The following is a 23,161-nucleotide window of genomic DNA, read 5'->3' as shown; positions in this document are numbered from 1 at the left end:
CTCACTCCGATTTCTGAAGGGGTTGCGCGGCGGGGGTGCCGCGGCCGAGGAGCGCGGCCAGACGCATCGCGATGTCGCGGGCAAGCCCGGCGATGCCGCGCGGCAGGAACAGCACGACCAGCACGAAGATCAGCCCGATGATCGCCTTCCAGGCTTCGGCCAGCATCTCGCTTTCGCTTACCGTGGCCTGGATCGTGTTGATCAGGATCGCGCCGATGCAGGCGCCGAGCAGCGAGTTGCGCCCGCCGACCGCGGCCCAGACCACCATCGAGACCGAGAAGGTCAGATCGAGGAAGGTGGGCGAGGCGAATTCCGAGGCGATCACGTAGAAGGCGCCGGCGATCCCGGCGATCAGCCCGGAGACGGTGAAGAAGAACACCTGATAGCGCGCCACGTCATAGCCGAGATAACGCGCGCGGTTCGCGTCGTCGCGCGTCGCCTGCAGCACCAGCCCCGCCCGCGTCGCCACCAGCAGCCGGGTGAGCAGCAGCACCGCCACCGTGCCGAAGGCGACGAGGTAATAGGTCGGCACCACATAGGGGTCGAACTCGAAGCCGCCGATGGTCAGCCAGCCAAGGTCGGTCAGCCCGTTGAACCCGTTCGTCACCGGCTGCCAGTCGACGATCAGCAGCCGCACCAGCAGCACGAGGGCGAGGGTGATGATCGAGATGAACACGCCCGAGATCCGCAGCCGGAAGATCGACCAGCCGATCAGGAAGGCGACCGCGGTCGGCACCAGCAGCACCATCGCGATGCCGAAGGCCTGCGACTGGAACGGGATCCACAGCCAAGAGCCGGGGGCGATGCAGCACAGATCCTTGAGTGCGCCGGGCTGCGAGTTCCAGGCCATGAAATCGGGGATCGGCGTGTCGGCGCCCTGCTGCATCGAGGTCTCGCTCTGCAGCTTCAGCGTCATCGCGACCATGTAGGCGCCAAGGCCGAAGAACAGCCCCTGGCCGAGGTTGAGCACCCCGGCATAGCCCCAGGACAGCGCCACCGCGATGCCGAGCATGCCATAGACCAGATACTTGGCGAAACGGTTCAGCCAGAACACGTCGGCGACGGTGGGCAGCAGCAGCACCACGAGGATGAAGGTGCCGTAGGCGGCGGCCTCGAGCGCGCCGCGGGTCGTGAGTCTGAGTTTCATCGCCTTCAGCGTCCCTTGAAGTTGAAAAGCCCGGTGGGCTTCCACATGATCACCCCGATCACCAGCGCGAGGACCACGGCGCGGGCGAGGATGTCGTTCGACACCAGCGAAACGATGCCGTTGATCTCGCCCAGGATCCCGGCCGCGGCGGCGGTGCCGACGAGGCTGCCGACGCCGCCCACGACGACGACCATGAAACCGTCGACGACGAGGGTCGACCCCATCTCGGGCGAGACGGTCTTGAACCCGGCAAGCAGCACGCCCGCGACGCCGGCAAGGCCCGAGCCATAGGCGAAGGTCATCGACGAGACCTTGCGCACGTCGATGCCGCAGGCGGCGGCCATTTCGGGGTTGCGCATGATCGCTCGCACCTGGATGCCCCAGCGGGTCTTGTAGAGCAGCGCCCAGGTGGCCACGGCGAGGGCGATGGTGACGAGGATGATGAAGCTGCGATAGGGCTGGATCACGAAATCGCCGATCTTCCAGGACTGCTGGAAGAAGGCGGGCAGGCTGACGTTCTGCAGCCCGGTGCCGAGCCCCGGGATGTTGACGCCGAAGAAGGTCGCGCCGAACTGCAGCCGGATCGCCTGCTGCAACAGCAGCGCGATGCCCCAGGTCGCCAGCAGCGTGTCCATGATCCGCTTGTAGAGATGGCGGATCACCAGCCGCTCGATCAGCCAGCCCACCCCCGCGGTGACGAGGAAGGCGAGCGGGATCGCCGCGATCAGGTTCAGGTGCAGATAGATGCCGGACAGCACCGCCGTATAGGCGCCGATCATCGCCAGCTCGCCATGCGCCATGTTGATGACGCCCATCGAGCCAAAGATGATGGACAGCCCGAGCGCGACGAGCAGCAGGATCGACGCCAGCGACAGGCCGATGAAGAGGGTGTCAGCCATGGAGGTCCCCGTGAATGCCTGGGCCGGAGGGCGACGTCGTGCCGCCCTCCGGGACTTGGATCAGAGCTTGGTGGAATCGAGCCCCGAGCCGGTGCAGAACAGGTTCTCGGCGGTCTCGCCGTAGGCGCTGTAGGGCAGCGGCTTGATCGGGGCGGGGGCGGCGTCGACGATCTTGCTCTGGCCGTCGGCCTGCCACTGCGCGATGCGCGGGGTGAGGTAGAGGTGCAGGTTGTCAGGGTCGACCTTGACCTTGCCCACCGGCGCGTCGAACTCGACACCGCCGATCGCGCCGATGATCGCCTTCGGCTCGGTCGCCGCGGCCTTCTCGGCGGCAAGCTTCCACAGATAGACCTGCATGTAGCAGCTCATCATCGCAAAATGGGTCACCGCCTTCGGATCATTGGTGAACTTGCGGTAGTTCTCGACGAAGGTCTTGTTCTCGGGCGTGTCGATCGACTGGAAATAGGGGAAGGAGGTGTAGCTGCCCGCGGCATATTCCGGCCCCATCGCGGCGATCTCGATTTCCGAGGTCACCGAGGCGCAGATCGGCAGCGTGGCGTGATCGAGGCCCTGGTTCTTGAACTCGCGGTAGAAGGCCACGACCGAGTCGCCCACCACGTTCGACAGGACCACGTCGCAGCCGCTGTCCTTGATCTTCGACACCATCGCGCCCCATTCGGAATGGCCGAGTTCCAGATATTCGTCGGCCACCCATTCGGCGCCGTTCTGCTCGATCAGGATCTTGCAGACCTTCGACATCTCGCGCGGATAGATGTAGTTCGAGCCGACGATGAAGAACTTCTTCTTGCCGAGCGTCTTGATGATCCAGGGGATGAAGACGTCGAGCTGCTGGTTCGGCGCCGAGCCCGTGTAGACCACGTTCTTCGAGCATTCCGAGCCTTCGTAATAGGTCGGGTAGAAGAGCAGGTTCTTGCGCTTTTCGAAGACCGGCAGCACCGCCTTGCGGCTGGCCGAGGTGTAGCAGCCGAAGACCGCCGGCACGCGGTCCTGCAGCACCAGTTTCGAGGCCTTCTCGTTGAAGGTCTTCGGATCCGAGGCGCCGTCCTCGATCACCGGCTTGACCTGCATCCCGTTCACGCCGCCCGCCGCGTTGATCTCCTCGATCGCCATCAGCGTGGCCTTCTGCATGCTGTCCTCGATGATCGAGAGCCCGCCGGTGGCGGAGAACAGCACGCCGACGTCGATCGTGCCGGCGGCGAAGGCGCGGCTGCCGAGGAACGGCGCCGAAAGCGCGCCTGCGCCGAGCGCCGAGCCGGTCTTCAGGAACTGTCTGCGGGAGAAGGTCATTGTCAGGTCCTCTGCTGGAGGGCGGCCCGCAAGGGGTCGCGATGGGATGTGGGGAATGGCATTGCGGTCCGGATCGCGAGATCTGGCCGGCACGGATCGAAACGGAGCCAGCGAAACCGCCTGCGGCGCGCGACGGGGCGCAGGTGCGGGCAGAGTGCCGATGGCTCGGAGATGAGACGATGGAAGTGCCGGAACAGTTTCGGTCCGGGAGCGGAACACGGGAAGGCGGGTCCGCAGCGGCAGCGTCCTTGGTGCCGTGAGGAAAGGCTAGCGACACCGATTTTCGGTTTTCAAGGCCGGGCCGGGATGGGCGGGCGGAAAAGGCGCGTTTTTCGGATCTGCGTCACGAAATGATTAATTTCTGACCGGCGTGGCCGGGGGGAATCTCGGTAACTGTGCGTTTTCCGAAAGATCCGGGTGGCGAATCGCGGCTCGGTTCCCCCTCGCACAGGCGCGCACGTGCACGTGCGGGCGTGCAACCCGCGCGCGAAGTTCCTTTTCCAGGTGCCGTCGCCGCGGCCGAATCGCGTCGGTGGCATCCGGGGTGGGGCAGGGGTGCATCGTGGGAGTTGTTGGAGTTTTATTTCAAGTATTTGATATTAAATGATATATTTTTCTTGAAAAATCATGGATTCGGGATCGTAATGAAGCGGCAGGGATCAACAGCGATCCCTCGGACAGCGAGCAAGAGGGCTCTCTCACACGTCCCGATCCGGGCGTTGAGGAGCCCTTTCTTCATTCCGGACCATGATCGGCCCCGGTCCAGCGAGACCGGAACGCGCCTTGCCGCGTGCCCGCCGCGTGTTCCCCGACATCACCCATCCGCCAACAGGAAAGGTTCGCATCATGCGACACGGAGATATCACCAGCACGGACGACACCGTCGGCGTCGCCGTCGTCAACTACAAGATCCCGCGGCTGCACACCCGCGCCGAGGTTCTGGAGAACGCACAGAAGATCGCCGACGTGGTCGTCGGGCTGAAGCAGGGTCTGCCGGGGCTCGATCTGGTGATCTTCCCCGAATACTCGACCATGGGCGTGATGTATGACGGCGACGAGATGATGGCGACCGCCGCCTCGATCCCCGGCGACGAGACCGAGATCTTCGCCCGCGCCTGCCGCAAGGCCAACACCTGGGGCGTGTTCTCGATCACCGGCGAGCGGCACGAGGAACACCCGAAGAAGGTGCCCTACAACACGCTGATCCTGATGAACAACAAGGGCGAGATCGTGCAGAAGTATCGCAAGATCCTGCCCTGGACCCCGATCGAGGGCTGGTATCCAGGTGCCGGCACCTTCGTCAGCGAGGGTCCGAAGGGGATGAAGATCTCGCTGATCATCTGCGATGACGGCAACTATCCCGAGATCTGGCGCGACTGCGCGATGAAGGGCGCCGAGCTGATCGTGCGCTGCCAGGGCTACATGTATCCGGCCAAGGAACAGCAGATCACCATGGCGAAGGCGATGGCCTGGGCCAACGTCTCCTATGTCGCCGTCGCGAACTGCACCGGCTGGGATGGGGTCTATTCCTTCTTCGGCCACTCGACCATCTGCGGCTTCGACGGGCGCACGCTGGGCTCCTGCGCCGAGGAAGAGATGGGCGTGCAATATGCGCAGCTGTCGATCTCGCAGATCCGCGACGCGCGGCAGAACGACCAGTCGGCCAACCACCTCTTCAAGCTGCTCCACCGCGGCTATACCGGCGTCTACAACTCGGGCGACGGCGACAAGGGCGTGGCCGATTGCCCGTTCGATTTCTACAAGACCTGGGTCACCGACGCGAAGAAGGCGCAGGAGAACGTCGAGGCCTTCACCCGGTCGACCCTGTCGACCGCCTGCTGTCCGATCGGCGGGCTGCCGAGCGGGCTGAAGGAGGAAGAGGCGCAATAATCCCCGACTGGCGGAGCGGACCCCGCCGCTCCGCCCCTTTTTCCCTTTCTTCCCGAGACGACCATGCCTTTCCTCACCGACCGCATTGCGCAGACGCAGCGCGCGCAGAAACTTGCCGCTGCGATGAACGACGAAAACCTCCTGCCGGCGGAGGCTGCGCCCCGCGCTGCCCCGCGCTTCATGCCGGCCTCGCGCTTCACCTTCGATCTGGCGATGATCGAGCGGGAGCTGCGCGGCAATATCGTCGGTCAGGACGAGATGATCGCCTCGGTGATGCGGATCATGACGGTGATCTGCGCCGACATCGGCGACCCGCGCAAGCCGCTGGCCTCGTTCCTGTTTGCCGGGCCCACGGGGGTCGGCAAGACCGAGACGGTGCGCGTCCTCGCCCGGGCGCTGCACGGCGATGCCGACGCCTTCTGCCGGGTCGACATGAACACTCTCGCCCAGGAACATTACGCCGCCGCGCTGACCGGCGCGCCTCCGGGCTATGTCGGCTCGAAGGAGGGCACGACGATCCTCGATCAGGACAAGATCGAGGGCAGCCATGACCGCCCCGGTATCGTGCTGTTCGACGAGCTTGAAAAGGCGAGCGACGAGGTCGTGCTGGCGCTGCTGAACGTGCTCGACAACGGCATCCTGACGGTCGCCTCGGGCGAGCGCACCTATTCCTTCCGCAACGCCATCGTGTTCATGACCACGAACCTCGGTGCAAGCGAGCTGATGGAACGGGCCGGCGTGGCGAAACCCGCGGGCCGCGGCAAACGCGCACAGCCGCAAACCGGGCCCGAGCTGGTGCTCGAGAAGCTGCTCAAGCGCTTCCCGCCCGAATTCGTCAACCGCATCGACCAGATCGAGACCTTCAACGCGATCGGCACCGACTTCCTGCCGGCGATCGTCGAGGTCGAGATCGGCAAGCTGAACCGGCGGCTTCTGAAGCACGACTGCCATCTCGAGGTCGGGCCCGCGGTGATGCGCCATCTGGCCGAGCTTGGCTATGACAAGCGCTTCGGCGCGCGCGGGCTGCGCCGCACGATCCGCAAGCATCTCGAGTTTCCGCTGGCCGAATATCTGCTTTCTGCCGCCGCAACGGGCAGTTCGGTGAACCGGCGCATCATCACCGCGGTGCTCGAGGGGCAAACCTTGACATTCGTCGAGGGGGACGCCTGAGTGAGACTGCGCCAGGGGAATATCAAGGGCGTCATGTCTGACTGTTGGAAAGTTGGGATCCTGTTCTCGGAAACCGGATCGACCGCAAATGTCGAGCTGTCGCAGCTGCATGGCGCGATGCTGGCCATCGAGGAAATCAACGCGGCGGGGGGGGTGCTCGGGCGCCCGATCGAGGCGGTGCGCTATGACCCCGGCTCGGAGCCGCGCGACTATGGCCGTCTGGCCGAGAAGCTGATCGTCGAGGACCGGATCAACACGCTCTTTGCCTGCTACAAGTCCTCGGCGCGCAAGGAGGTGCTGCCGGTGGTCGAGCGGCGCAATGCGCTGTTCTTCTACCCGACGATCTACGAGGGCTTCGAGTTCTCGCCGAACGTCTTCTATGGCGGTGCCGTGCCGAACCAGAACAGCGTGCCGCTGGCGCGCTATCTGATGGCGAATTACGGGCCGCGGATCTATTTCGTCGGTTCGGATTACATCTATCCGCACGAGTCGAACCGGGTGATGCGCCATGTTCTGCGCCTGTCGGGCGGCGAGGTGGTCGAGGAGGAATATGTGCCCCTCGACAGCGGCCCGGGTGCCTTCGACGCGATCGTCGCGCGCATTCTCGAGCAGCGCCCCGATGCGATCTTCTCGACCGTGGTCGGGCAGGACAGTGCCGAGTTCTATCGCGCCTATCACCGCGCCGGCGGCCGGGGGGGCGATATTCCGGTGGCCAGCCTGACCACGAACGAGGCCGATGTCGCCGAGATCGGCGCCGGTCTGATGGCCGGGCATCTGACCGCCGCGCCCTATTTCCGCACGCTCGAGACGCCGCGCAACGCGCAGTATCTGGAAAGCTATGCCCGGCTGCACGGCGATCTGACCGATGTCACCAGCTGCGGCGAGGCGGCCTATATCCAGATGCATTTCTTCGCGCAGGCGCTGCGCGATTGCGGCTGCGACGACACCGATGCGCTGCGCGCGACGCTGGTCGGGCAGTCGTTCGAGGCGCCGCAGGGCCGGGTGACGATCGATCCCGACAATCAGCACACCTACCTGCATTCCCGCATCGCGCGGATCGACGAGGAGGGCGAATACGTGATCGAGCACGAGGTTCCGATGGCGATCAAGCCGGACCCCTACCTGGTGATGCCCGCCTCGGCCGACCTGATCGTGCAGGGGCGCAAGATCAGTCGCGGGTGAGGGGGAGATGACCGACTTCGTCCGCACCCTGCGGGACCTGAACATCGCCGTCGTGCACCCGTTCGACCGCACGGCGGAAGAGCTGCGCCAGCAGCTCAGCCGCATCGGCTGCGTGCACGACGCCTTCTGGCCGCCGCCGAAGACGCTGGCCGAGAAATACGATGTCGTCTTCGTCGACATGGCCGAGGGCAGCGCGAAATACCTGCGCGCGATGATCACCCGCGCGCGCACGGAGCTGCCGACGATCATCGCCATCGTCGGTTACGAGAACCCCTCGGTTCTGGCGCAGCTGAGCGAGATCGGCGCGCATGGCATCCTGACCAAGCCGCTGCGCGCGATCGGGGTGATGAGCGCGATCGTCATGGCGCGGCAATGCTGGAGCGAGCAGAACGCGCTGCGCGAGGAAAACGAGAAGATCCGCCGCAAGCTGGAGACCATGCAGACGATCAGCGATGCGAAACGGATCCTGATGCAGCACCATGGCGTCGACGACCGCGAGGCCTATGAGATCATCCGCAAGCACGCGATGTCGCGGCGCACGACGACGGTCGAGATCGCGCAGGCGATCATCACCGCCGATGACATGCTGAGCAATCTCAAGCCCGCGCCGGGTGCCGCCGCGCGCAAGTCGCGCATTCCGAAACCAGAGCAGGACTGAGCGTCCAAGAGGCGAGGCTCAGAGGCGTCTGGATACGCGAAACCAACCGCATCGCGATTGCTTGTCTTTGATGTTCTGGGGAAGAAGTGGCAGCCCGTAGGGGAGTCGAACCCCTCTTTTCAGGTTGAAAACCTGACGTCCTAACCGATAGACGAACGGGCCACCGTTTCCGCTTCAGCGCGTTGCTGCGCGGCGTGGAGCGGTGTTTAGGCGAGCTTCGGGTGACTCGCAAGAGGGTTTTTTCAGTTTATCGCAACTTTCTTCACGGCCGCGCGATTTTCTTGAAAAACGCCTGTGCTCAAGGGTTTGCCGATGGGCTCAGGCGCGCGCGGCATCGTCGAGGCGCAGCTGCACCTTGCGCCGCCCGCCCCAGGTGTTGATCTCGAGCTTGCCCGCGAGGTGAAAGCGCCCCGCTCCGCCCGCGCTCAGCGCCGGGCCGAGCGGGCCGTCGAAGGCGCCGAAGGCTACCGCCTCGATCCGCGATCCGAGCCCGTCGCCCAGCGAGAAGCGCAGGTGGCTTTCGCCGATCCGGCGCGGGCCGGTCACTTCCATGTCGGGGAAGGCGAAACGCGGGGCAGGGGCGCCCTGGCCGAAGGGGCCGGCGCGCTCGAGATCCTCGATCAGCTGGGCGGTGGCGGCGCCGGGCATCAAGAGCCCGTCGAGGCGCAGATCGCGCGGCCCGCCGGCGCCGGCGCCCTGCCGCGCCAGAAGCTCGCTCAGCCGTGCCATGGCGGGTTCCAGCTGCTCCGCCGCGACGGTGAGGCCGGCGGCCATCCGGTGCCCGCCGCCCTTCAGCAGCAGCCCCTCGGCCGCGACGCGCTGCACCGAAGCACCAAGGTCGACGCCAGCGACCGAGCGGGCCGAGCCCTTGCCGATGCCATTCTCGAGCCCGATCACCACCGCGGGGCGGTTCGTCGCCTCCTTCAGCCGGGCGGCGACGATGCCCACCACGCCCGGGTGCCAGCCTTCGCCCGCCGCCCAGACGAGCGGCGCGTCAAGCCCGCGCTCCTCGGCCTGGGCAAGGGCGGCGTCGCGCACCCGGTTCTCGATCTCGCGGCGCTCGGAATTCAGCTGGTCGAGCCGGGCGGCGAGCGCCTCGGCCTCGTTGCGGTCGGCGGTCGACAAAAGCCGCGCGCCAAGATCGGCCGCGCCGATCCGCCCGCCCGCGTTCACCCGCGGGCCAAGGACGAAGCCCAGATGATAGGCCGAGGGCGCCTGATCGAGCCGCGCGACGTCGGAGAGTGCCACCAGCCCCGGCCGCTCGCGCCGCGCCATCACCTTCAGCCCCTGCCGCACCAGCGCCCGGTTCACCCCGATCAGCGGCGCGACATCGGCCACCGTCGCCAGCGCCACGAGGTCGAGAAGCCCCATCAGGTCGGGGCCTTTCACGCCCTTCTCGCGCAGCTGCCGGTTCGCTTCGACCAGCATCAGGAAGACGACCGAGGCGGCGCAGAGATGGCCGAGCGAGCCGTCCTCGTCGAGCCGGTTCGGGTTCACCACGGCCAGCGCCTCGGGCAGGGTCTCGGCGCCGAGGTGGTGGTCGAGGATCACCACGTCGGCGGGTTTCGCCGCGGCCACCGGCTCGTGGCTGAGCGTGCCGCAGTCGACGCAGACGATCAGCGGGTGGTCCTTGGCCAGCGCCTGCATCGCCGGCACATTCGGGCCATAGCCCTCGTCGATGCGGTCGGGGATATAGAGCGTCGCCTCGCGGCCGATGGCGCGCAGCCAGGTCAGCAGAAGCGCCGCCGAGGACCCGCCGTCGACGTCGTAATCGGCAAAGACGGCGATGCGCTCGCGCCCGTCGATCGCGCTCAGGAAGCGGGCGGCGGCCTTTTCCATGTCGCGCAGGCTGCGCGGGTCGGGCAGCAGCTCGCGCAGGGTGGGTTCGAGGAAGCCCGCGGCCTCTTCGGGGGCGACGCCGCGGGCGACGAGCACGCGGGCAAGCGGCAGGGGCAGGCGCGTCTCGCGCGCCATCGCCTCGGCAAGGCGGTCGGCCTCGTCCGTGGGGCCGATCCAGCGCCGCCCGGTCAGCGACGCTTCGACATCAAGGAATGCACTCATGCCCTTCCCATAGCCGATCGGCGCGCGGCCTGCCAGCATTGGCTCAGGCGCCGACGGCCTTGCGCACCATGTCCCAATAGATCGCCTCGACGGTGTCGAGGCTGAGCCGCCCGCCCTCGCGATACCAGGTGTTCACCCCGGTCAGCATGGCGATGATCGCGAGCGTGGCAAGCTTGGTGTCGGGCAGGGCAAAGGCCCCTGCCGCGCGGCCGGCGATCAGGATCTTTTCCAGCTCGGTCTCGTAGGCGCGGCGCAGCCCCTCGATCACCGCGAAATTCCCGGGGCTCAGGTTGCGCAGCTCCATGTAGCTCAGGAACACCGCCTCGGCCCGGGTCAGGTTGAAGCGGATGTGAAAGCGCACGAAGGTTTCCAGCGCGGCGCGCGGCTCGCCCTGTGGCGCGACCTCGGCCCAGGCGGAGAGCAGCTCTTCCATGTGGCTTTTCAACAGGTCGAAAAGCAGCGCCTCCTTGTCGGGGGTGTAGAGGTAGAGCGCGCCGGCCTGCACGCCGACCGCCGCCGCGATCTGCCGCATCGAGACCGCGGCAAAGCCGTGGCGCGCGAACAGACGCTGCGCCTCGGCGCGGACGCGCGGGCCGGTGATTTCGGAATGGGAGCCTGTCTTGCGTGCCATCTGCGCAGATTATCTGAACATCTGTTCAATATCAAACCCCGGCTGCGGGGACGTCTTGCGGCTCTGGTCAGCGCCGGCGGGCGGGCTTATGGTCGGGCCGTTGACAGGAGCCGCCATGACCCGCCTTGCCCTTGCCCTCGGTCTTCTCGCGCTTGCCGGTTGCGGCGTCTCGGATGCGGACTATCCCGCGCTGGTGCCGATGGAGACGCTCCTTTCCGAGGCGCCGCTGACGCCCGATCCGGCGCCGGTGCTCGAGGCGCGGGCGGATGCGCTGCGCGCGCGGGCTGCGGCGATCCGCGCCGAGCAGCCCTGAGCCGGCTTCGACGCGTTGCAAGGTCGCGCCCGACAGGCTAACAGGGCTCAAGACCAATCCAGCGCAAGAGGTTCCCATGTCCGCCCCCGACGTTTCCCCGCTCCGCCTCGGCATCGCCGGGCTCGGCACCGTCGGCATCGGCGTGGTCAAGATCGTGCAGCGCCATGCCGATCTGCTGGCGGCGCGTTCGGGCCGGCCGGTGGTGATCACCGCCGTCTCGGCGCGGGACCGCACGAAGAACCGCGATGCGGATCTGTCGGGCTATGCCTGGGAAAGCGATCCCGTGGCGCTGGCGCAGCGCGACGACGTCGACGTCTTCGTCGAGCTGATGGGCGGGCACGAGGGCGCGGCGAAGAACGCGATGGAAGCGGCGCTGAGCTCCGGCAAGGACGTGGTGACGGCGAACAAGGCGCTGCTGGCCCATCACGGCCAGGCACTGGCCGAAAGCGCCGAGGCGCTTGGCCGGGTGATCCGCTTCGAGGCGGCGGTGGCAGGCGGCATCCCGGTCATCAAAGCGCTGACCGAAGGGCTTGCGGGCAACGCGATCCGCCGCGTGATGGGGGTGATGAACGGCACCTGCAACTATATCCTGACCCGGATGGAAAGCGCCGGCCTGCCCTACGAGACGGTGTTCGAGGAGGCGCGCGCGCTTGGCTATCTCGAGGCCGACCCGAACCTCGATGTCGGGGGCATCGACGCGGGGCACAAGCTGGCGATCCTCGCCGCCATCGCCTTCGGCACCAAGGTCAGCTTCGACGCGGTGCAGCTCGAGGGTATCGGCAAGATCTCGATCGACGATATCCGCCGCGCCGATGACATGGGCTACAAGATCAAGCTGCTCGGCGTGGCGCAGATCACCGGCCGCGGGCTCGAGCAGCGGATGATGCCCTGCCTCGTGCCCTCGTCCTCGCCCTTCGGGCAGCTGCAGGGCGGCACCAACATGGTGTTGCTGGAAGGCGATTCGGTCGGCCAGATCGTGCTGCGCGGTGCCGGTGCGGGCGAGGGGCCGACGGCCTCGGCGGTGATGGGCGACGTGGTCGACCTCGCGCGCGGGCTGCGGATGCCGACCTTCGGTCAGCCCGCGGCGACGCTCGCCGAGCCGGTCGCGGCGGTGGCCTCGGCACCGGCGGCCTATTACCTGCGGCTCGAGCTGATGGACAAGCCCGGCGCGCTGGCCAAGGTCGCGACGGTGCTGGGCGAGGCCGGGATCTCGATCTCGCGGATGCGCCAGTATGGCCATGCCGATGCGACCGCGCCGGTGCTGATCGTCACCCACAAGACCACGCGCGACGCGATCGACCTTGCGATTGCGGGCTTCCCGGCGACCGGTGTCGTCGCGGGCGAGGCGGTGGCGATGCGGATCGAAGAGGTCTGATCGTCCCGGCGGCGGGGCAGGGGCGGCGCCGCGCCGCCTGCGCGCCCGCCGTTAGCGTTCTCAGGGTTGTTTCGCGCGCGCGCTCGGGCTTAGCTGTTGGCGGCCCTTCGCATTCCGAGACAGGACACAACCATGACTCCCCCCATCGATTTCAACGACCGCATGCTCTCGCTGGGCCTTGCCCGCGTCTCCGAGGCCGCGGCGCATGCCTCTGCCCGGCTGATCGGCCGCGGTGACGAGAAGGCCGCCGACCAGGCCGCCGTGAACGCCATGCGCGAACAGCTCAACAGCCTCGACATCAAGGGCGTCGTGGTGATCGGCGAGGGCGAGCGCGACGAGGCGCCGATGCTCTATATCGGCGAGGAAGTGGGCACCGGCGCGGGCCCGGCCGTCGACATCGCGCTCGACCCGCTCGAAGGCACCACGCTGACCGCGAACGACATGCCGAACGCGCTGACCGTCGTCGCGATGGCGCCGCGCGGCACGCTTCTGCACGCCCCGGACGTCTACATGGACAAGCTGGCGATCGGCCCGGGCTATCCGACCGACATCGTCTCGCTCGAGATGACGCCGACCGAACGCGTACTGGCGCTGGCCAAGGCGCAGGGCGTGAAGCCCGAGGACATCACCTGCTGCATCCTCGAGCGTGACCGCCACGTCGAGCTGATCCGCGAAGTGCGCGAGACTGGCGCCGCGATCCGGCTGATCACCGATGGCGACGTTGCCGGCGTGATCCATTGCGCCGAGCCCGATTTCACCGGCATCGACATGTACATGGGCTCGGGCGGCGCGCCGGAAGGCGTGCTGGCGGCCTCGGCGCTCAAGTGCATGGGCGGTCAGATGTGGGGCAGACTCCTGTTCCGCAACGACGACGAGCGCGGCCGCGCGGCCAAGGCCGGGATCACCGATCTCGACAAGATCTACACCCGCGACGAGCTGGTGAAGTCGGACGTGATCTTTGCCGCGACCGGCGTCACCAACGGCTCGATCGTGCGCGGCGTGAAGCGCGAACCGAACTACATCGAGACCGAGACGATCCTGATGCGCTCGAAGACCGGCTCGGTGCGGCGGGTGATCTATCGCAACCCGATCCGCTGAGCGCGTCCCGCGCAAGGCCGCCAAGATCGAACGCCGGGCCCGAGGGTCCGGCGTTTTGCACTCGGGCGCCGTCTGGAGGCGGGATTACTTGCTGTCGAACCACTTCGTGCGCGGTCCGCGCGGGCGGGTGACCACGAACTCGCCGAATTGCAGGTTCGATCTCAGCCCCATCTCGACGGTGTTGTTGCCGCCAAGCGACAGCGCCTTGTCGCCGATGTTGAAGATCGGCCAGTAGAGATAGCCGGCCTCGACGATCGCCGCGGAATCCCCGGCGGCCATCATCGGGATGACGTTGGCCTTGGCGTCGAGCGTCGACTGGGTGTAGGCGGCGTGGCCGCCGGTGGCGAAGGAGGCAACCGAACCCGCCGTCGAGTCCGAGGCGCGCAAGGTCACCAGCTTGTTGGTGCCGTCGCAGGCCCGGGCATCCGTTTCGGTTTCGACGCAGGAGACCAGCGTCACCCGGATCCAGCTTTGCCCGTCGCCGCTCGAGCGGGTGGCGGCATCGAAGATCTTCTTGATGCCGGCGACATAGGCGGGCCCGATCGGATCGCGCTCGCGCGAGATCAGGTCGGCGACGGTATAGGTGGCGCGCGACACCACCGCGCGCATGCGGAAGGCGTCGTAGATCTGATAGGCGGCCATGAACCAGCCCAGCAGCAGCACGCTGCCGAAGAGCCCCTCGATCACGGCCGAGCCGCGGCTTTGTTTCAGGAACCGGCGCAGGAACCGCAACGTCGTCATCATTCCCTCGGCTCGTTCACATAGGCGGTCATCGCGACCAGGGCGAAGCGGCCGCCTGCATCCTTCACCAGCGCTGCGCCAAGCGGGTCCATGTCGGACATCGCCTTCAGCTTCAGGCAGGCCCGCACCACCATCAGCTGGTTCGACCCGCCGTAATCGAGTGTCGGATTCAGCATCTCGGTGCTGGTCGAATCGGTGCAGAGGGTGTGGCCGGCGTTGCTGAACTGCCAGGTCGTGGTGTCGACCGGGAAGATCTCGACCGCGAGGTTCGCGGTGCAGTCGGGCACGAAACGGATCGCAGAGCAGATCTTCTGCTTCAGCTCGTCATGCGTCAGGTTGACCATGTTGCCAAGACGCAGCTCGCGCGTGGCCACGTCGACGGCGCGCTCGAGCAGGATCTGGCGCAGGTTCGTCACCATCATCTCGACGCCGGCGAGCATGATCATGAAATACAGCGGCAGCCAGAAGATCGTCGGGATGGTGACGGCGCCATCCTCGCGCCGCAGCCTGCGCAGAAGGGGAAGTCCGGGGCGGTGTGGCTTGCGCATCCTCCGCCTCCTCAGTTCGTCAGCCGCAGCGCGTTGATCGCCGAGGCGATCGAGGAGAAGGCGTCGGTCAGATCCTCGGCGTTGACGTCATAGGCATAGCCCTCCGACGTCGCGCATTGCCGCAGGATCGTCTTGCCCGCCGTCGGCGCATTCACCGCGACGGTGAAGACATAGATCCCGTGCTGATCGTTCTTGGCGACCTCGCACAGCTTCAGCAGCGCCGCATCCTTCTGCGAGAACTCCGACTGCACGGACATGTCGTTGTAGATGCCGCTGGTCGTGACCGTCGAGTCGATCGCCCGCAGCGGGTTGTAGAGGAAGGTGTTGATCACGTATTGCAGCGTGTAGTTCTTGCTCCAGATCGTTTCCCAGGTGATCGGGTAGATCGTGCCGCTCGGCGTGCTGTACCAAGTCTTGTCGTAGAGCCGGTAATAGGGCTTCGTCCGGCCGGGGGAGTAGTAATACAGCTTGCCCCACCAGGTGCTGTTCGTGTTCGAATCTGCGAAGGCGGTGGCGCTGTAGGTCGACACGAAGCCCGACTCGCCGGTGCGATAGGCAGCCTTGGTCGAATAGGAGCGGGTGTTCTGCCCGTCGGTCATCAGCACCAGCACCTTCATCGCGCTGTCGCTGACGGTCTGGGTGCCGTTGCTGTAGTCGAAGGGGCGCCCCGAGAGGTCGGAGCTCGCGTAGCCCTTGATGATCAGCTTGTCGAGAGCGGTGCGCGCGGCCGGATCGAGCAGCGCGAGGCCCCAGCGGGCACCGACGTCGATCGCGGTGTCGCCGCCCGGGGTGAGGGCGTTGATCGCGCTGTTGATCGTCGTCTGGTTGTTGGCAAAGGCCAGCACTGCCGCCGCGGTGGCGTTCGGGCAGTTCTCGACATAGATGCTCTTCTGTACCGACCAGGTGCCCTGGCCAAGCGCGTACTGCCCTGCATAGTCGAAGCTGTCGCCATACATCGTGCGCTGCAGCTCCCGCGATGCGGAGATGGCGAAATCGCCGTCGGACAGGGTCTCGATGTCGGCGCAGGTGTTCTTCGTGTGATCGGTCGAGAGGTTGAACCCGGCCGAGGTCTTGGTGCCGAGCGTCACCTGCTGGTTGTAGGGCACGATCGAGATCGAGAGCCGGCCGGCCGGTGCGCTTGAGGGCTGCACCGTGTCGAACATCTTCTGCACGAAGGCGAGGGCGGCCGGGCGCAGCTTGTCCATGCGCGTCGGGTAGCGGCCGTCATAGCTGCTGTTCGTCGGGTAATAGATGTTCTCGTTCATCGAGCCCGAGATATCGAGCACGAGCGAGATCTCGACGTTGCCGATCTCTTCCTGCGCGGTGCTGGCGCCGACCACCTCGAGCGAGTTGATGTTGATCAGCCCGCCGAAGATGGTGTGCATGTTGTCGGTGGCCTTGACCGTCACCCGGCGCCATTCGCCCAGGCTGCCCTGCGCGACCTCGGGCGTCACGTCGAGATAGTCGAGCCCGGCCTTCTTCAGGTAGTCGTTGACGACGAGCGTCGGGTCGAGCTGCTGCGACAGCGAGGCGGCGGCCAGCGTGGCGCGGTCAAGCGTGTTCTGGATCTTGGTGCGCCGCTCTTCCAGGCGCACGAAATCGATCGAGATGCCGGTGCAGATCAGCATGACGAGGAAGATCTGCATCGCCAGGTGAATCAGCGCGCCGTCCTCCTCGCGCAGGAAGCGGGCGAGCCGACGGGCGGTTCTGCTCTCGTGCCGGAAAGTCACCATGCTGCTCTCTCCATCCCGTCCCGGCGGCGGATCGCAGGGCGCGAATAGTCTTTTCCGGGGAGGGGTATGCGCGTGCTTCGGGGCGGAATTGGGGCGCTGCGCGGGCAAATTCGCCCGATTGTTCAGGGCGTGCGGGGCAATTGGCCGAATTCGCGGGAATCGTCTTGTCGGCATTGGGCAATGCGCCGCAATTCCGGCCTGCTCTGCCGGGGCTTCTGCAGGAATTCTTAACGTTTTCTTGCATCGCCCTGCGCTTCGATTCGCTGTTCCCCCCTCTCGACAGGGGGCGCCGGGGGGCCATATTAGGGGGCATGAGTCTTCCGCCCGGCTTCCTTGACGAATTGCGCAATCGCGTCTCGATCTCGCAGGTGGTCGGGCGCAAGGTCGTATGGGACATGCGCAAGTCGAACCAGGCCAAGGGCGACTTCTGGGCGCCATGCCCGTTCCATCAAGAAAAGAGCGCCTCCTTCCACGTCGACGACCGCAAGGGCTATTACTATTGCTTCGGCTGCCAGGCGAAGGGCGACGCGCTGACCTTCCTGCGCGAGACCGAGAATGTCGGCTTCATGGAGGCGGTCGAGATCCTGGCGCGCGAGGCGGGGATGCAGATGCCGGCGCGCGATCCGGTGGCGGCGCAGAAGGCCGACCGGCGCAGCGAACTTGCGAAGGTGATGGAAGAGGCGGTGAAGCATTACCGGCTGCAGCTGTCGATGCAGGGCGGGGCCGTCGCGCGCGACTACCTTGCCCGCCGCCGCCTCGGCCCCGAGGCGCAGGCGCGTTTCGAGATCGGCTTTGCCCCCGACCAGCGCCAGGGCCTGTTCAACGCGCTGAAGGCGAAGGGGATCGCCCCCGACCTGATCGTCGAGGCCGGGCTTTGCGCCCGCCCCGAGGATGGCGGCGCGCCCTATGACCGCTTCCGCGGCCGCATCATCTATCCGATCCGCGATGCGCGGGGGCGGGCGATCTCGCTGGGCGGGCGGGCGATGGACCCGAACGCGCGGGCGAAATACCTGAACGGCCCCGAGACCGCGCTCTTCGACAAGGGCCGCAACCTCTACAACCACGGCCCCGCGCGCGAGGCCTGCGCGAAGGGCGCGCCGCTCATCGTTTGCGAAGGCTACATGGACGTGATCGCGCTGGTCGAGGCGGGCTTTGGCGGCGCCGTCGCGCCCTTGGGCACCGCGGTGACCGAGGAGCAGCTGCACCTGATGTGGCGCATCCACGACGAGCCGGTGATCGCGCTGGATGGCGACGCGGCGGGGATGCGCGCGGCGCTGCGGGTGATCGACCTGGCCTTGCCGCTGCTCGAGGCGGGCAAGGCGCTGCGCTTTGCCATGCTGCCGGGCGGGCAGGACCCGGACGAGCTCATCCAAGCGGGCGGACGCGCCGCGATGGAGCAGGTGATCGCCGGCGCCCGGCCGATGGTCGACCTGCTTTGGGCGCGCGAGATCGAGGGCAAGGTCTTCGACAGCCCCGAACGCCGCGCCGCTCTCGACAAGACGCTGCGCGCGACGATCAGCCGGATCAAGGATCCCTCGATCAAGGTGCATTACGGCGAGGAGATCAAGCGGCTGCGCGAGGATCTCTTCGGCATGAACCGGTCCCGCGGCGGGCGGGACGAGGGGCTCCGCTCTGCCCCGCGTGATGGCGGCGGATGGCAGCCCCCGCGCGAGGGCGGCGGCTGGCAGTCCGCACGCGGGCGGGGCTTCGGTCGCGCCCCGGCGCCCGCGCTGCCGCTGCCCGCGACCCGCTCGACGCTGCTCGCCGCCGCCCCCGACGAGCGCGTGACCGAGGCGCTGCGCGAGACGATGATCCTGGCGATTCTCGTCGCGCATCCGGTGCTGGTGGCCGAGTTCGAGGCCCGCCTCGATCGCATCGTCTTCGTCGATCCGGGGCACGAACGGCTGCGCGGCCTGATCCTTGCCCATTGCGCCGAACCGCCCGAGGCGATCGCGGCGGCCCTTGCCCGGGCGGGCGATGACCTTGAAAAGCTGCTCGCCCAGCCCCATGTGCGCTCGGCCCCCCCGGTCCTGCGCCGCGACGACACCGACTTCGCGCGCATGTGCCTTGCCGAAGAGCTGGCCAAGCTGCAGGCGGCGCGTGCCGTGCGCAGCGAGACCGAGGAGGCGATGGAAGAACTGGCCGGCCTGGCCGACGAGGGGCTCACCTGGCGAATCACCCAGGCGACCCAGGCGCTGCATCAGGCCGGGAAATCGAGACTGGAGGACACCAGTGATCTGGGCGAGGACCGTGAAGCGATGTCTGCCTTTTTGCAGTCTCTTCTGGAAAAACATGGCGGTGGAAGTGGCAGTGCCTGAGACGCTGCGCAAAAGGGCCGATTCGGCCCTGTGATTCGACCCCGTGATTCGATAAGACAGATCAACCGATTCGATCCCGTCGCGCCCCGGCCCACCGGCGTGACGACGCCCGAGAGAGCCCGAGCAGGAGCGCACATGGCCGCCAAGGACATCGACGAGAACAAGCCCGACACCGCCGCGGACGAGGACACCTCCTTCGACATGAGCAAGGCCGCGGTCAAGCGCATGATCGCAGAGGCGAAGGAACGCGGCTACATCACCTATGACCAGCTGAACGCCGTGATGCCGCCCGAGCAGGTGTCGGGCGACCAGATCGAGGATGTGATGTCGATGCTCTCGGAGATGGGCATCAACGTCGTCGAGGCGGAAGAAAGCGAAGAGCCCGAGGCCGGCGGCGCCGTGGCCGAGACCGGCTCCGGCTCGCGCGAGATCACCGTCGCGACCTCGACGAGCGAGACGCTCGACCGCACCGACGACCCGGTGCGGATGTATCTGCGCGAGATGGGCTCGGTCGAACTGCTGTCGCGCGAGGGCGAGATTGCCATCGCCAAGCGCATCGAGGCCGGCCGCAACACGATGATCGCGGGCCTGTGCGAAAGCCCGCTGACCTTCCAGGCGATCACCATCTGGCGCGATGAACTTCTGAACGAAGAGATCCTGCTGCGCGACGTGATCGACCTCGAGGCGACCTTCGGCCGCTCGCTCGACGGCGAAGAGGACGACATGGAAGCCCCGGTCGAGGGGATCGAGGTCGACGAGACGCAGGCGGGGGGCGCCGCCGCGGCCCCGCGCCGTGCCTCGAACGAGCCCGAGCTGGATGCCGACGGCAATCCGCTGATGCGCTCGGACGACGACGAGGAAGACGACGAAGGCTCGAACATGTCGCTCGCCGCGATGGAAGCGGCGCTGAAACCGAAGGTTCTGGAAACCCTCGAGGTGATCGCGCGCGACTATGCGACGCTCGCCGAGATGCAGGACCTGCGCATGTCGGCGACGCTGAACGAGGACGGCACCTTCTCGGTCGCCGAAGAGGCGGCCTATCAGAAGCTGCGCTCGGAAATCGTCGGCCTCGTCAACGAACTGCATCTGCACAACAACCGCATCGAGGCGCTGATCGACCAGCTCTACGGCATCAACCGCAAGATCATGTCGATCGACAGCGGCATGGTGAAGCTGGCCGACGCCGCCCGCGTCAACCGCCGCGAATTCATCGAGGAATACCGCGGCTACGAGCTTGACCCGACCTGGGTCGACCGGATGCAGGCGAAGGGCGGCCGGACCTGGGCGACGCTGTTCGAGAAATCGGGCGACAAGGTCGACGATCTGCGCGCCGAGATGGCGCAGGTCGGCCAGTATGTCGGCGTCGACATCTCCGAATTCCGCCGCATCGTGAACCAGGTGCAGAAGGGCGAGAAAGAGGCACGTCAGGCCAAGAAGGAAATGGTCGAGGCCAACCTGCGTCTCGTGATCTCGATCGCGAAGAAATACACCAACCGCGGGCTGCAGTTCCTCGACCTGATCCAGGAAGGCAACATCGGCCTGATGAAGGCGGTCGACAAGTTCGAATACCGCCGCGGCTACAAGTTCTCGACCTATGCGACCTGGTGGATCCGTCAGGCGATCACCCGCTCGATCGCCGATCAGGCGCGCACCATCCGTATCCCGGTGCACATGATCGAGACGATCAACAAGCTGGTGCGCACCGGCCGCCAGATGCTGCACGAGATCGGCCGCGAGCCGACGCCCGAGGAACTGGCCGAAAAGCTGCAGATGCCGCTCGAGAAGGTCCGCAAGGTGATGAAGATCGCCAAGGAACCGATCTCGCTCGAAACGCCGATCGGCGACGAGGAAGACAGCCAGCTCGGCGATTTCATCGAGGACAAGAACGCCGTCCTGCCGCTCGACAGCGCCATTCAGGAAAACCTGAAGGAGACGACGACGCGGGTCCTGGCCTCGCTCACGCCGCGCGAGGAACGCGTGCTGCGCATGCGCTTCGGCATCGGCATGAACACCGACCATACGCTCGAAGAGGTCGGCCAGCAGTTCTCGGTCACCCGCGAACGTATCCGCCAGATCGAGGCGAAGGCGCTGAGGAAGCTCAAGCACCCCTCGCGCTCGCGCAAGCTGCGCTCCTTCCTCGACCAGTGATGAAAGGCGCCCCCGAAAGGGGGCGTTTTGCCATGCTGCCCGATTTCGCCGCCCCCGGCCTGCGCACGATCATCTGTGGCACCGCCGCTGGCCGCCGCTCGGCCGAGCTCGGGCGCTATTACGCCGGGCCCGGCAACAAGTTCTGGCCGGTGCTCTTTCGCGCGGGCCTTGTGCCCGAACCGCTCGCCGTCGGTGACGAGGCGCGGCTTCTGGGCTTCGGCATCGGCCTGACCGATCTCGCCAAGGGCGTGTCGGGCGGCGACGCCCAGATCCCGGCACAGGCCTATGATCCCGCGCGCCTGCGGGCGTTCCTCGCTCAGTACCGCCCGCATAGCTTCGCCTTCAACGGCAAGAACGCGGCGCGCCGCTTCCTTGGTGCGCCCCGCGTCGGTTTCGGCCCGATCGAGCACGACGGCCTTCCGGTCTGGATCCTGCCCTCGACCTCGGGCGCGGCGAACGGGGCCTGGGACGAGGGCATCTGGCGCGCCTTCGGCACCTTCCTGCGCGAAATCCCCTTCTCCTTGCCGAAAATACCTCGGGGGTGAATTCGGCGCAGCCGAAGAGGGGGCAGCGCCCCCTGCTTCCTCTTGGACTTCCTCTCCGGCAGGTCTACCCTTGCTCTGCCCGGTCATGCCGGGCGGCTTCAGGGAGTGTTCCATGCGTGCCCTTGCCCCATTGCTCACCGCCGCGGCTCTCGCCCTTTCCGCGGGCACCGCATCGGCCGGCGATTTCCTCGCGCTGAACGGGCTGCGCGTCGTGCCCGCAGGCGGGCAGGAGTTCCATGTCGCCTTCGGCGGCCTCACCGGCAATGATGATTTCTGGTGTGCCGCGGGCGATTTCGTCCTGCGCGGGCTCGGCCTGCCGTCCTCGACGCGGATCTACCGCACCTCCCCCCCGCCGCGCCATGCGGGCGAGGGGGTGGATTTCTCGCTCAGCGATGCCAAGGCGACCGACAGCGGCTTCACCCGCTTCGGTGCGCGGGACAAGGGGATGAGCGCCGCGGCCGCGCAGCATTTCTGCCCGCTGGTGCCGTTCTTCCCCTTCAACTAGGGCAGGGGCTCAGGCCAGCGCGCGGGCGATGGTCTCGGCCATCGGCTCGGTCGGATGCCCGATCAGCGCCGAGAGCGTGTGGCTTTCGTCGAAAAGCGCTCCCTTCGCCGCCTGTGCATCGCTGTCGGCCAGGATCTTCGCAAAGCCCTCGGGCAGGCCCGCGCCGATCAGCGCCGCGGCGTAATCGGCTTCCGGCATGTCGACATAGGCGACCGGCTTGCCCGCCGCCTGCGACAGCAGCGCCGCGAACTCGGCCAGCGTCACGCTCGCGTCGCCCGCAAGCTCGTAGGTCTTGCCCTCGTGGCCCGCGCCCGCGAGCACCACCGCCGCCGCCTCGGCATAGTCGTGCCGCGGTGCGGTCGAGAACCGGCCTTCGCCGGCCGCGCCGAAATGCTTGCCAAGGCCCAGGTCGGTTCCGAGCGAGGCCAGCAGGTTCTCGGAATACCAGCCGTTGCGCAGGAAGGTATGCGCGATGCCGCTCTCGAGGATCATCGTCTCGGTCGCCTTGTGCTCGGCCGCCAGCGCCATCGCCGAGCCCTGCGCGTTCAGGATCGAGGTGTAGGCGATGAAGCCCACGCCCGCCGTCTTCGCCGCCGCGACGACATTGCCGTGCTGACGCGCGCGCTGGCCCACGGCCGAGCCCGAGATCAGCAGCAGCCGGTCGACCCCCGCAAAGGCGGCGGTCAGGCTGTCGACGTCGTCGTAATCGCCAAGCCGCGCGCCGAGGCCCTGCGCCTCGAGCGCCGCCGCATCCTCGGGGCGCCGCACCAGGCCGATGATCTGGCCGGGCGCCACCCGCGCCCGCAGCGCCGCAATCACCAGTTGGCCCAGCTGCCCGTTGGCGCCGGTCACCAGGAAGGTCTGTTCGCTCATCTCCGTTTCCTCCGGTTG

Annotated in this window: 20 protein-coding genes and 1 tRNA gene; 11 read left to right on the top strand and 10 right to left on the bottom strand. The window is 66.9% G+C overall.

Going from position 1 to position 23,161, the window contains the following annotated elements:
* Nucleotide 1: 1 nt before the first annotated feature.
* From urtC to AC0QTQ_RS15245, 3 genes are read right to left on the bottom strand one after another with little or no spacing between them, the layout of a single operon-like run.
* A complete protein-coding gene (urtC, locus tag AC0QTQ_RS15255) occupies nucleotides 2-1,147 on the bottom strand; it encodes an urea ABC transporter permease subunit UrtC (RefSeq protein ID WP_480257273.1) in 1,146 nt (381 codons plus the stop codon).
* A gap of 5 nt (nucleotides 1,148-1,152) precedes the next feature.
* Nucleotides 1,153-2,046: an urea ABC transporter permease subunit UrtB gene (urtB, locus tag AC0QTQ_RS15250; protein ID WP_480257272.1), complete on the bottom strand. Its 894-nt coding sequence runs from the start codon at nucleotides 2,044-2,046 to the stop codon at nucleotides 1,153-1,155.
* Nucleotides 2,047-2,106: 60 nt separating this feature from the next.
* The gene (locus AC0QTQ_RS15245) at nucleotides 2,107-3,354 is read right to left on the bottom strand and encodes a transporter substrate-binding domain-containing protein (protein ID WP_480257271.1); all 1,248 of its coding nucleotides are present in this window, start codon (nucleotides 3,352-3,354) and stop codon (nucleotides 2,107-2,109) included.
* Nucleotides 3,355-4,200: 846 nt separating this feature from the next.
* On the opposite strand from AC0QTQ_RS15245, the gene AC0QTQ_RS15240 reads away from it, so the two are divergent.
* From AC0QTQ_RS15240 to AC0QTQ_RS15225, 4 genes are all read left to right on the top strand, one after another.
* Complete coding sequence (locus AC0QTQ_RS15240; RefSeq protein ID WP_121532601.1) at nucleotides 4,201-5,244, top strand: aliphatic amidase; 1,044 nt, start codon at nucleotides 4,201-4,203, stop codon at nucleotides 5,242-5,244.
* 63 nt (nucleotides 5,245-5,307) lie between these two features.
* Nucleotides 5,308-6,414, top strand: a complete 1,107-nt coding sequence (locus AC0QTQ_RS15235) for an AAA family ATPase (RefSeq protein WP_480257270.1) — start codon at nucleotides 5,308-5,310, stop codon at nucleotides 6,412-6,414.
* A 33-nt stretch (nucleotides 6,415-6,447) separates the two neighbouring features.
* The gene (locus AC0QTQ_RS15230; protein ID WP_480257269.1) at nucleotides 6,448-7,596 is read left to right on the top strand and encodes a transporter substrate-binding domain-containing protein; all 1,149 of its coding nucleotides are present in this window, start codon (nucleotides 6,448-6,450) and stop codon (nucleotides 7,594-7,596) included.
* A 7-nt stretch (nucleotides 7,597-7,603) separates the two neighbouring features.
* Nucleotides 7,604-8,254 carry an ANTAR domain-containing response regulator gene (locus AC0QTQ_RS15225; RefSeq protein WP_480257268.1) on the top strand — a complete coding sequence of 217 codons (651 nt, stop codon included), beginning with the start codon at nucleotides 7,604-7,606 and terminating at the stop codon, nucleotides 8,252-8,254.
* Nucleotides 8,255-8,341: 87 nt separating this feature from the next.
* On the opposite strand, the gene AC0QTQ_RS15220 is transcribed toward AC0QTQ_RS15225, so the two are convergent.
* The 3 genes from AC0QTQ_RS15220 to AC0QTQ_RS15210 form a co-directional block, all read right to left on the bottom strand.
* Nucleotides 8,342-8,416 (bottom strand) — tRNA-Glu (locus tag AC0QTQ_RS15220).
* A 156-nt stretch (nucleotides 8,417-8,572) separates the two neighbouring features.
* Nucleotides 8,573-10,315: a single-stranded-DNA-specific exonuclease RecJ gene (gene recJ, locus AC0QTQ_RS15215; RefSeq protein WP_480257267.1), complete on the bottom strand. Its 1,743-nt coding sequence runs from the start codon at nucleotides 10,313-10,315 to the stop codon at nucleotides 8,573-8,575.
* A gap of 43 nt (nucleotides 10,316-10,358) precedes the next feature.
* Nucleotides 10,359-10,946: a TetR-type transcription factor C-terminal domain-containing protein gene (locus tag AC0QTQ_RS15210; protein ID WP_480257266.1), complete on the bottom strand. Its 588-nt coding sequence runs from the start codon at nucleotides 10,944-10,946 to the stop codon at nucleotides 10,359-10,361.
* A 115-nt stretch (nucleotides 10,947-11,061) separates the two neighbouring features.
* On the opposite strand from AC0QTQ_RS15210, the gene AC0QTQ_RS15205 reads away from it, so the two are divergent.
* From AC0QTQ_RS15205 to glpX, 3 genes are all read left to right on the top strand, one after another.
* Complete coding sequence (locus tag AC0QTQ_RS15205; RefSeq protein ID WP_480257265.1) at nucleotides 11,062-11,259, top strand: hypothetical protein; 198 nt, start codon at nucleotides 11,062-11,064, stop codon at nucleotides 11,257-11,259.
* A 76-nt stretch (nucleotides 11,260-11,335) separates the two neighbouring features.
* Nucleotides 11,336-12,634: a homoserine dehydrogenase gene (locus AC0QTQ_RS15200; RefSeq protein ID WP_480257264.1), complete on the top strand. Its 1,299-nt coding sequence runs from the start codon at nucleotides 11,336-11,338 to the stop codon at nucleotides 12,632-12,634.
* Between the two features lie 132 nt (nucleotides 12,635-12,766).
* The gene (gene glpX / locus AC0QTQ_RS15195; protein WP_480257263.1) at nucleotides 12,767-13,732 is read left to right on the top strand and encodes a class II fructose-bisphosphatase; all 966 of its coding nucleotides are present in this window, start codon (nucleotides 12,767-12,769) and stop codon (nucleotides 13,730-13,732) included.
* Between the two features lie 84 nt (nucleotides 13,733-13,816).
* Here glpX and AC0QTQ_RS15190 read toward each other — a convergent pair whose 3' ends face one another.
* The 3 genes from AC0QTQ_RS15190 to AC0QTQ_RS15180 are packed head-to-tail and all read right to left on the bottom strand — an operon-like array spanning nucleotide 13,817 to nucleotide 16,754.
* Entirely contained in the window at nucleotides 13,817-14,476 is a 660-nt protein-coding gene (locus AC0QTQ_RS15190; protein WP_480257262.1) for a TadE/TadG family type IV pilus assembly protein, read from the bottom strand.
* Nucleotides 14,473-15,021: a TadE/TadG family type IV pilus assembly protein gene (locus tag AC0QTQ_RS15185; RefSeq protein WP_480257261.1), complete on the bottom strand. Its 549-nt coding sequence runs from the start codon at nucleotides 15,019-15,021 to the stop codon at nucleotides 14,473-14,475. The genes AC0QTQ_RS15190 and AC0QTQ_RS15185 overlap by 4 nt, the downstream gene beginning before the upstream one ends.
* Nucleotides 15,022-15,032: 11 nt before the next feature.
* Nucleotides 15,033-16,754, bottom strand: a complete 1,722-nt coding sequence (locus AC0QTQ_RS15180; RefSeq protein ID WP_480257260.1) for a TadE/TadG family type IV pilus assembly protein — start codon at nucleotides 16,752-16,754, stop codon at nucleotides 15,033-15,035.
* A 311-nt stretch (nucleotides 16,755-17,065) separates the two neighbouring features.
* Between AC0QTQ_RS15180 and dnaG the strand changes: the two genes are divergently transcribed.
* The 4 genes from dnaG to AC0QTQ_RS15160 all read left to right on the top strand — a co-directional run bounded on the left by dnaG (nucleotide 17,066) and on the right by AC0QTQ_RS15160 (nucleotide 22,270).
* Nucleotides 17,066-19,072, top strand: a complete 2,007-nt coding sequence (dnaG, locus tag AC0QTQ_RS15175; protein ID WP_480257259.1) for a DNA primase — start codon at nucleotides 17,066-17,068, stop codon at nucleotides 19,070-19,072.
* 135 nt (nucleotides 19,073-19,207) lie between these two features.
* Nucleotides 19,208-21,220 carry an RNA polymerase sigma factor RpoD gene (rpoD, locus tag AC0QTQ_RS15170; RefSeq protein WP_480257258.1) on the top strand — a complete coding sequence of 671 codons (2,013 nt, stop codon included), beginning with the start codon at nucleotides 19,208-19,210 and terminating at the stop codon, nucleotides 21,218-21,220.
* A 32-nt stretch (nucleotides 21,221-21,252) separates the two neighbouring features.
* Complete coding sequence (locus AC0QTQ_RS15165; protein WP_480257257.1) at nucleotides 21,253-21,765, top strand: mismatch-specific DNA-glycosylase; 513 nt, start codon at nucleotides 21,253-21,255, stop codon at nucleotides 21,763-21,765.
* A 112-nt stretch (nucleotides 21,766-21,877) separates the two neighbouring features.
* Entirely contained in the window at nucleotides 21,878-22,270 is a 393-nt protein-coding gene (locus AC0QTQ_RS15160) for a hypothetical protein (protein WP_480257256.1), read from the top strand.
* A gap of 9 nt (nucleotides 22,271-22,279) precedes the next feature.
* On the opposite strand, the gene AC0QTQ_RS15155 is transcribed toward AC0QTQ_RS15160, so the two are convergent.
* Nucleotides 22,280-23,143 (bottom strand): SDR family oxidoreductase, encoded by an 864-nt coding sequence (locus AC0QTQ_RS15155; RefSeq protein WP_480257255.1) that lies wholly within the window; start codon nucleotides 23,141-23,143, stop codon nucleotides 22,280-22,282.
* Nucleotides 23,144-23,161 lie beyond the last annotated feature (18 nt).

Source organism: Paenirhodobacter sp. YD-8 (assembly GCF_056590935.1).
This window is presented reverse-complemented; position numbering and strand designations above follow the sequence as displayed.